Origin of the sequence: Pseudomonas sp. (assembly GCF_041601375.1) — a bacterium.
GTDB lineage: Bacteria > Pseudomonadota > Gammaproteobacteria > Pseudomonadales > Pseudomonadaceae > Aquipseudomonas.
In genome coordinates this window covers 1-9371 of sequence record NZ_JBFIIG010000168.1, presented here as the reverse complement: position 1 = coordinate 9371, position 9371 = coordinate 1, and the positions used below count along the sequence as shown (strand labels likewise).

Genomic DNA, 9371 nt, shown 5'->3' with positions numbered 1-9371 from the left:
GGTGATTTTCCTCCATCGGCAGATTCGCCGTCTCGGCCTGGTGGTCATGGCCCTGGCCGGCGTGGTCGCCGTGGCCGAGCACCAGCCCGCTGCCCTGGCCGAAGATGTCATCGGTATCGGCGTGGTGCTGGCCTGTTACGGCCTGATGGCCTGGCTACTGCACAAGCTGCTGCTGAGCGGCCCGGCACGCGAGCATGCCTCGGCGTTTCGCATATTCCTCGGCCTGCTGTTCAGCCTGCTGCCGCCAGCGCTGATCGTCGCGGTCGGCTTCGGCTACTACTACACCGCGCTGAAACTCAGTGACCGACTGATCGACACCCTTTACCTGCTGGTCATCTGGCTGTTCGTCGAAGCCGCCTTCGTTCGCGGCCTCGGCGTCGCCGCCAGGCGCCTGGCCTACCACCGCGCCACAGTCAAACGCCAGGCTCAGGCCAAGGAGAGCAGCGAGGGTGTCGAGGTCGTGGTGGAAGAGCCTACCCTGGACATCGAACAGGTCAACCAGCAGTCGCTGCGCCTGATCCGCCTGGCCCTGTTCGGCACCTTTATTGTCGCGCTGTACTGGGTCTGGGCCGACCTGATCTCGGTATTCGCCTACCTGGACAACATCAGCCTCTACGAATACAGCAGCGGCAGCGGCGAAACCGCCAGCCTGGTGCCGATCAGCCTCAGCGACGTGCTCGGTGCACTGATCATCGTCGGCATCACCGTGGCCCTGGCGCGCAACCTGCCGGGCCTGCTGGAAGTGCTGGTGCTGTCGCGCCTGACGCTGGCTCAAGGCAGCGCCTACGCCACCACTACCCTGCTGTCCTATGCGATCGCCGCCATCGGTTTCGTCATCACCCTGTCGACCCTGGGGGTCAGTTGGGACAAGCTGCAGTGGCTGGTGGCGGCGCTCTCGGTCGGCCTGGGTTTCGGCCTGCAGGAAATCTTTGCCAATTTCATCTCCGGCCTGATCATCCTGTTCGAGCGCCCGGTGCGCATCGGAGACGTGGTGACCATCGGCAATCTATCCGGTACGGTCAGTCGCATCCGCATCCGCGCCACCACCATCACCGACTTCGACCGCAAGGAAATCATCGTACCGAACAAGACCTTCGTCACCGACCAGTTGGTCAACTGGTCGCTGAACGACACGGTCACCCGCATCATCCTGAAAATCGGCGTCAGCTATGGCTCGGACCTGGAGCTGGTGCGTAAACTGCTGCTGCAGGCCGCGGAAGAAAACCCACGGGTGCTGCGTGATCCCGAGCCGCTGGTGTTCTTCCTCACGTTCGGCGAAAGCACCCTGGACCATGAGCTGCGCGTGCATGTACGCGAACTGGGTGATCGCAATGCCGCCACCGACGAGCTCAACCGCGCCATCGACCGCATGTTCCGCGAACACGGTATCGGGATCGCCTTCCGCCAACTGGATATCTTCGTGAAGAATCTCCAGGGCCAGGAGCTGCGACTGCCCAGCCCGACAAGCCTGCCGGAGTCGCCCGCCGACTCCGGCAGCGACCCGTTATAAGCCCGACAACCGCCGCCCCCCTTCCCCTGCCCTGCAATTCCCAGCAAAATACTCGGAATTGCAGGAGCCGCCCTTGAAAAGCCTGACCGACCTCACCTTCGACAATCGCTTCGCTCGCCTCGGCGACGCCTTTTCCACCGAGGTGCTGCCCGAGCCTATTGCCGAGCCACGCCTGGTGGTGGTCAGCCCGACGGCCATGGCCCTGCTCGACCTCGATCCAGGCGAGGCCGCCAGCGAGGAGTTCGCCCAGTTGTTCGCCGGGCACAAGCTGTGGAGCGCGGCCGAACCGCGGGCCATGGTCTATTCCGGGCACCAGTTCGGCAGCTACAACCCGCGCCTGGGCGATGGCCGCGGCCTGCTGCTGGGCGAGGTGGTCAACGACGCCGGCGAGTATTGGGATTTGCACTTGAAAGGCGCCGGCCAGACCCCTTATTCGCGCATGGGCGATGGTCGTGCGGTATTGCGTTCATCGATCCGCGAGTTCCTCGCCAGCGAACACCTGCACGCCCTCGGCATCCCGACCTCGCGGGCGCTGTGCGTGACCACCTCGAGCACCCCGGTATGGCGGGAGAAACGGGAAAGCGCGGCCATGCTCCTGCGCCTGGCGCAGAGCCATGTGCGCTTCGGCCACTTCGAGTACTTCTATTACACCCGCCAGCACGATCTGCTGAAGGCACTCGGCGAGCATGTGCTGAGCTGCCACTTCCCCGCGTGCCTGGAGCAGCCCGAACCCTACCTGGCCATGTTCCGCGAGGTGGTCGAACGCAACGCCGAGCTGATCGCCTACTGGCAGGCCTATGGTTTCTGCCACGGGGTGATGAACAGCGACAACATGTCGATCCTCGGCATCACCTTCGACTACGGTCCCTACGCCTTCCTCGACGACTTCGACGCCAACCACATCTGCAACCACTCCGACGACACGGGGCGCTACAGTTTCAGCAACCAGGTGCCGATCGCCCAGTGGAACCTCGCGGCCCTCGGCCAGGCATTGACCCCGCTGGTCGAGATCGACGCCCTGCGCGAGACCCTGAACCTGTTCCTGCCGCTGTACCAGGCCCACTACCTCGACCTGATGCGCCGACGCCTGGGCCTGCTCAGCGCCGATGCGGGCGACGACGCGCTGATTCAGCGCCTGCTGCAACTGATGCAAGGCAGCGCGGTGGACTACAGCAACTTCTTCCGCGAGCTGGGTGCCAGCGCGGCCGAACCGGCCCTCGCCCGCCTGCGCGAGGACTTCACCGACCTCAAGGGGTTCGATGCCTGGGCCAGCGACTACCGGACCCGCAGCGCACAGGACGGTGGAACCCAGGCAGAGCGACGCGCACGCATGCACGCGGTCAACCCCAAGTACATCCTGCGCAATTACCTGGCCCAGCAAGTCATCGACGCCGCCGAACAGGGCGACTACGACCCGGTGCGCGAACTGCACGCCGTTCTCAGCCGGCCGTTCGACGAGCAACCCGGCTTCGAGCGCTACGCCCAGCGCCCACCGGAGTGGGGCAAGCACCTGGAGATCAGCTGCTCGTCGTAAGCAGGCGTAGGGTGGATGACGCTTTATCCATCCACCACCAACGAGGGTGGATGAGCAAGGCGTCATCCACCCTGCGAACCAGCCAGCAGCCACTCCAGCCCCATGGCCACATGCAACTCGCTGCTGTCGAGCAGCGGCAGCGCCGCGTCTGCGCCCTCGAGCAGCAGACCGATCTCGGTGCAGCCGAGAATCGCCACCTCGGTGCCCTGCTCCTGCAGCCGCGCCAGACAATCCTGGTAGAAGGCCCGCGCGCTGTCCTGGAACCGGCCCTGACACAGCTCGGCGAAAATCACCCGGTCGATTTCCGCCATCCGCTGCTCGTCGGGCAGCATGACCTGGATGCCGAAGCGCTCGGCCAGACGCTGGCGATAGAAATCCTCCTGCATGGTGAGGCGCGTACCGAGCAGGGCCGCGCGCGTGACGCCCTGGCGCTGCAGCGCCTGGCCGACAGCATCGCCGATATGCAGCAGAGGAATGTCGACCGCCGCGGCGATGGCCGGCGCCACCTTGTGCATGGTGTTGGTCGCCAGCAGCAGCGCCGTCGCACCGGCACGCTCCAGGCCCTGGGCCGCGACCGCCAATTGCCGCCCGGCCGCCTCCCAGTCGCCCTGTTGCTGCAGCGCGGCGATCCCGGCGAAGTCCACCGAATGCAGGAGCAGCGGCGCCGAATGCAGGCCGCCGAGACGCTCGCGCACCCCCTGATTGAGCAGGCGGTAATAGCTCAGGGTGGACTCCCAGCTCATGCCGCCGAGAATGCCTAATGGACGCATCGTTCACCTCCAGCACGGAAAACCCGAGCCTAACCGGCCGATGACCGACGGCACAGCGACAGTGCGCGGTCAGGGCGGCGATACAGCCTTATCTGTTAAACCGAAAAGGCATATAAACCTTCTCAAACATTCTTAGACTATCTAAGCGAAGCCCACTATCTTGGCGACCTTGCGCGGCTCCCATGCTGCGCCATCACCCACCCAAGATTTGCACGCTAGGGACGCTTATGTTCTGGGACTCACTGCCGCTATTGTTCGTAGGCGCCCTGCTGGTCTGGCTGCTGGTGGCCTTCGTCCGCGAAAAGTGGAGCCCGGACATAGTCGCCGCCATCGGCGTGGCCGCGCTGCTGGTCACCCAGTTGCTCGAGCCCAAGGAAGTCCTCAGCGTATTGAGCAACTCGGCACCGGTGACCATCGCCTGCATGTTCGTGCTCTCGGCCGCACTGGAGCGCACCGGCTGCATCGACGCCCTGGGCAACTGGCTCGGCGACCTGGTCGGCACCAGCCCGATTCGCGTACTCACCGGCCTGACCCTGACCGCCCTGGTGATTTCCGCCTGCCTGAACAACACCCCGGTAGTGGCCATCCTCACCCCGGTGGCGATCTCCCTGGCGCGGCGCGCCGGCACCCTACCGTCGAAGCTGTTGATCCCGCTGTCCTACGCCACCATCCTCGGCGGCACCCTGACCATGATCGGCACCTCGACCAACATCCTGGTCGACGGCGTCGCACGCAAGGCCGGCCTGGCGCCCTTCGGCATCTTCGAGATCACCGGTGCCGGGCTGATCCTGGCCACGGTCGGCATGCTCTACCTGCTAACCATCGGCCGCCACCTGCTGCCCGAGCGCGAAACCCTGTCCAAGCAGCTGCGCCCCGACCTCGATCGCACCTTCATGACCGAACTGCTGGTGCCGCACAACTCGCCTGTGGTCGGCAAGACCCTGGCCGAGGCCAACCTCAACGGCGGCAGCGGCCTGCAGGTGCTCAAACTGTTCCGCGAGGAGCAGGAGCTGACTGAACCGGATCACGCCACCCTGCTTGCCAGCGGTGATCGCCTGGTGCTGCACGGCCAGGTGAAGAACGTGGTCGAGCTGCGCGAAAGCGGCCACCTGACCTTCAACCGCGGCGACGCCTTCGAGACCATCAGCAGCCACGACGTGATCCTTGCCGAGGCCATAGTCGGGCGCAATTCGCGCTACAGCCACCGCCCCATGCGCGACCTCGATCTGACCGCGCGCTACGGCATCGCCGTGCTCGCCGTGCACCGCCAGGACGAGAACATCCAGGGCAACCTGGACGACTTCGAGCTGCAGTTCGGCGACGTGATGCTGGTCGAGGGTACCCCGGCGCAGATCAAGCGTTTCGCCGACAACGGCGAGCTGATCAGCCTCAACGCCGTGCAGGAGCGCGCCTTCCGCCGCGACAAGGCGCCGATTGCGATCGGCGCCACCCTGGCGGTGATGGTCCTGGCCGCTTTCGGCCTGATGCCCATCGAAGGCCTGGCGATCATTGGCGCGGTGACCGTGCTGGCGACCCGCTGCCTCGACGTGGAGGACGCCTACAAGGCGGTGGACTGGAAGATCCTCAGCCTGATCTTCGGCATGCTGGCGATCAGCATCGCCATGGACAAGGTCGGTCTGGTCAAGCTGCTGGTGGAGAACGTCATGGGCTGGCTGCCCTGGGCCGGGCCGCTGCTGATGCTGTCGTTCATCTACCTGTTCACCTCGGTCCTCACCGAGATGCTCTCGAACAACGCCGTGGCGGTGCTGGTCACCCCCATTGCCATCGGCCTGGCCCAGCACCTGGGCGTCGATCCACGGGCCTTTGTGGTCGCGGTGATGTTTGCCGCCAGCGCCAGCTTCGCCACACCGATCGGCTACCAGACCAACACCTTCGTCTACAACGCCGGCGGCTACCGCTTCACCGACTTCATGAAGGTGGGTATTCCGCTCAACCTGCTGTTGTGGGTGGTGGCCAGCTTCGTCATCCCCTGGTTCTGGCCGCTGACGCCGGTGTGAGCCATTGGGCGACACCCATCGAACCTGTATCCGACTGGTTTTATTGCTGCAAATCATTGACCAGACTTGCCTCCCCTCTCCATCCTGCGGCTTTTCCAAACGACCCTGAAGGAACGCGCGCATGAAACTGGAAACCCTGGCCATCCATGCTGGCTACAGCCCTGACCCGACCACCAGGGCGGTGGCAGTGCCGATCTACCAGACCACCTCTTACGCCTTCGACGACACCCAGCACGGTGCCGACCTGTTCGACCTCAAGGTCGCTGGCAACATCTACACACGGATCATGAATCCCACTACCGACGTGCTGGAAAAACGCGTGGCGGCCCTGGAGAACGGGGTCGGCGCCCTCGCTGTGGCCTCCGGCATGGCGGCCATCACCTATGCCATCCAGACCATCGCCGAAGTCGGCGACAACATCGTCTCGGTGGCCAAGCTGTATGGCGGCACCTACAACCTGTTCGCCCACACCCTGCCGCGCCAGGGCATCGAAGTGCGTTTCGCCGCCCATGACGATATTGCCGCCCTGGAAGCGCTGATAGACGACAAAACCAAGGCGCTGTTCTGCGAGTCCATCGGCAATCCGGCCGGCAACATCATCGACCTGCAAGCGCTGGCCGATGCGGCCCACCGCCATGGCGTACCGCTGATCGTCGACAACACCGTGGCCACGCCAATGCTCTGCCGCCCCTTCGAGCACGGCGCCGACATCGTGGTGCACTCGCTGACCAAGTACATGGGCGGCCACGGCACCAGCATCGGCGGCATCGTGGTCGACTCCGGCAACTTCCCCTGGGCGCAGCACCAGGAGCGCTTCGCCCTGCTCAATACCCCGGACGCCTCCTACCACGGCGTGACCTACACCGAGGCCTTCGGCCCGGCCGCCTTCATCGGCCGCTGCCGGGTGGTGCCGCTGCGCAACATGGGCGCGGCCATCTCGCCGTTCAATTCCTTCCTGATCCTGCAAGGCCTGGAAACGCTGGCCCTGCGCATGGAGCGCCACTGCGAGAACGCGCTCAAGGTGGCCGAATACCTGCAGAATCACCCGCAGGTGGCCTGGGTCAAGTACGCCGGCCTGAGCAATCATCCCGAGCATGACCTGGCGCAAAAATACTGCCAGGGCAAACCGGCCTCGATCCTCTCCTTCGGCATCGTCGGCGGCCAGGCGGCGGGAGCGCGCTTTATCGACGCGCTCAAGCTGGTGGTGCGCCTGGTGAATATCGGCGACGCCAAGTCGCTGGCCTGCCATCCGGCTTCCACCACCCACCGCCAGCTCAACGACGAGGAGCTGGCCAAGGCCGGCGTACCGCGCGACATGGTGCGCCTGTCGATCGGCATCGAACACAGCGACGATATTCTTGCCGACCTGCAACAGGCACTGCAGGCTACGGGAGATTGAGTTCGGCCTTGATAAGCGGGTCAGCCGACTCCAGATAAGGGCTACCCCGTCTCTGGAGTCGCTCATGTCCAACCTGCTGCTGATCCCCTGCCCAAGCTGCAACGGCCTCAACCGCATCCCTGCCGAGCGCCTGGGCGACAACCCGCGCTGCGGACGCTGCAAGCATGACGTCGTACCGGGCACGCCGATCGAGCTGTCCCAGGCCAACTTCGCCAGCCAGCTCAAGGGCGATCTGCCGGTGCTGGTGGATGTCTGGGCCGACTGGTGCGGCCCCTGCAAGGCCTTCGCCCCGAGCTTCTACCAGGCGGCTAGCCAACTGCAGGGGCGCTGTCGCCTGGGCAAGCTGGACAGCGAGGCCAACCCGCAACTGTCCAGCCAACTGGGCATCCGCTCGATTCCCAGCCTGATCCTGTTCAAGGGCGGCCGCGAAGTCGCCCGTCAGAGCGGCGCCCTGCCACTGCCGCAACTGCTGGCCTGGCTGGAGGGTCAAGGTCTCTGAGAGCTTGTGAAAAGACTCCCGCCTATTGCGGCCGCCTGCAAACGCTCGCTATGGCGTTGCGCCAGGTGAAAAATCGGGTCATTTAGTTCACTAAACTACCCCATTTCTCACGCAGCACGCCTTGCCGCAAACGCCAGGAGGCAGCCTCGCGACGCCACTCTGTTTTTTTACGAACGCTGACGCCTGGCCTTGCCTAAGGTCAAAAGAACGACTATTGCTTGATGGATAATAAATCGCCGACATCCATCGGCCGGAGATTTTTCCCATGTTTACCAATATTCTCATTGCCCATGACTTGCGCGACACGGCCGACATGGCCCTGCGTCGCGCCGCCCAGCTGGCACAACAGCACAACGCCAAGCTGACGATACTGCACGTCCTCGACCCCACCCAGAACAGCCAGGCGCACGAACAGGCCCATCAGGCCCTGGATCGCAGCCTGACCCGCTACGCCCCCCTGGGCAGCGAACTGCAACTGACCGCTGGCAAACCTTCCGAGGCGGTGCTGCAGCAGGTGCAGGAGCTGGGTTGCGACCTGCTGGTACTGGGCGCCCACCACCAGCGCCACGATTTCTTCTCCGGCACCAGCCTGGATCGTATCGCCAGGAACTGCAGCGTGCCGCTGCTGCTGGTGGCGCGCAACGAGTTCCAGCCCTACCAGCGTGCGCTTGCCGCCATCGACTTCTCCCTCTGCGCCTGCAGCGCCCTGGAGCAGGCCTATCGCCTGCTGCCGGAAACGGCCGAACTGCATGCACTGCACGTGTTCGAGCCGGACAAGGGCACGCCCAGGCAAGTCGAGGCGCAACTGCAGATCCAGCGCGCCTTGATCGATCAACTGCTCGAGGACGAAGCGCAGATCCTGCCTGCCAACGGCCCGACCCTGACCCACTCGGTGCAGCAAGGCGGCATCCTGCGCAGCCTGCAGGCACAGCTGAAAACCCGCCGCAGCGAGCTGCTGGTACTCGGCAGCCACGGCCGCAGCGCCTTGTCCCAGGCATTGCTCGGCAGTCTGGCGCAGCATTTCCTGCATAAGGCGCCCTGCGACATTTTTGTCGTCCGCCGCTAACAGCCATCACCCGAACAAAACGACAAAGGCGCCAGTGGCGCCTTTGTCGTTTTGTTCGGCCCCGGCTAATCGCTGGCCTCGAGCAAGTCGTGCAGCTCGACGAATTGCTGGGTCAACTTGTGCCGTGCGTCCAGATAGATCAGCGGTGTGCAGGCCTGGTGCGATTCACGCATGCGCACCGAGCTCATCAGGTTCACCGACAATACCGGCAAGCCTTCGGCGATCAGCTCATCGAGCATCTGCTGGGGCAGGGTCGCCCGGGGCTGGAACTGGTTGACCACGATGCCCTCGACCTCCAGCCCTTCGTTGTGGTCTTCCTTGAGCTCCGCGATCTCCAGCAACAGGCCGTACAGGGCCTGACGCGAGAAGCTGTCGCAATCGAAGGGGATCAGCACCCGATCAGCGGCGATCAATGCGGAAACCGTGTAGAAATTCAGCGCAGGCGGCGTATCCAGATAGATCCGGTCGTAATCCCCGGCCAGTTCATCGAGTAGTTTGCGCAGCTTGTTGATCTTGTGTTTCGACTCCAGCTTGGGCTGCAGATCGGCCAGTTCGGCCGTAGCCGTGACCACATG

8 protein-coding genes are annotated in these 9371 nt (G+C 64.4%); 6 read left to right on the top strand and 2 right to left on the bottom strand.

Annotated features, from left to right (window positions below):
- The coding region (locus ABZE94_RS17615; RefSeq protein WP_372876936.1) for a mechanosensitive ion channel domain-containing protein at positions 1-1510 on the top strand (1510 nt) is incomplete at its 5' end.
- Between the two features lie 73 nt (positions 1511-1583).
- On the top strand, positions 1584-3044 hold the full coding sequence (selO, locus tag ABZE94_RS17610; RefSeq protein ID WP_372876934.1) for a protein adenylyltransferase SelO: 1461 nt from the start codon (positions 1584-1586) through the stop codon (positions 3042-3044).
- Positions 3045-3106: 62 nt separating this feature from the next.
- Here selO and ABZE94_RS17605 read toward each other — a convergent pair whose 3' ends face one another.
- On the bottom strand, positions 3107-3814 hold the full coding sequence (locus ABZE94_RS17605) for an aspartate/glutamate racemase family protein (protein ID WP_372876932.1): 708 nt from the start codon (positions 3812-3814) through the stop codon (positions 3107-3109).
- Between the two features lie 227 nt (positions 3815-4041).
- Here ABZE94_RS17605 and ABZE94_RS17600 point away from each other — a divergent pair, with 227 nt between their 5' ends.
- The 4 genes from ABZE94_RS17600 to ABZE94_RS17585 all read left to right on the top strand — a co-directional run bounded on the left by ABZE94_RS17600 (position 4042) and on the right by ABZE94_RS17585 (position 8796).
- Positions 4042-5832, top strand: coding sequence for an SLC13 family permease (locus ABZE94_RS17600; RefSeq protein ID WP_372876930.1), 1791 nt, complete (start codon positions 4042-4044; stop codon positions 5830-5832).
- Between the two features lie 121 nt (positions 5833-5953).
- Positions 5954-7231 carry a bifunctional O-acetylhomoserine aminocarboxypropyltransferase/cysteine synthase gene (locus ABZE94_RS17595; RefSeq protein WP_372876928.1) on the top strand — a complete coding sequence of 426 codons (1278 nt, stop codon included), beginning with the start codon at positions 5954-5956 and terminating at the stop codon, positions 7229-7231.
- Positions 7232-7295: 64 nt separating this feature from the next.
- Complete coding sequence (gene trxC, locus ABZE94_RS17590; RefSeq protein ID WP_372876926.1) at positions 7296-7730, top strand: thioredoxin TrxC; 435 nt, start codon at positions 7296-7298, stop codon at positions 7728-7730.
- Between the two features lie 265 nt (positions 7731-7995).
- On the top strand, positions 7996-8796 hold the full coding sequence (locus ABZE94_RS17585) for a universal stress protein (RefSeq protein WP_372876924.1): 801 nt from the start codon (positions 7996-7998) through the stop codon (positions 8794-8796).
- A gap of 65 nt (positions 8797-8861) precedes the next feature.
- Here ABZE94_RS17585 and ABZE94_RS17580 read toward each other — a convergent pair.
- On the bottom strand, positions 8862-9371 hold a 510-nt coding region (locus tag ABZE94_RS17580), incomplete at its 5' end, for a ParA family protein (protein WP_372876922.1).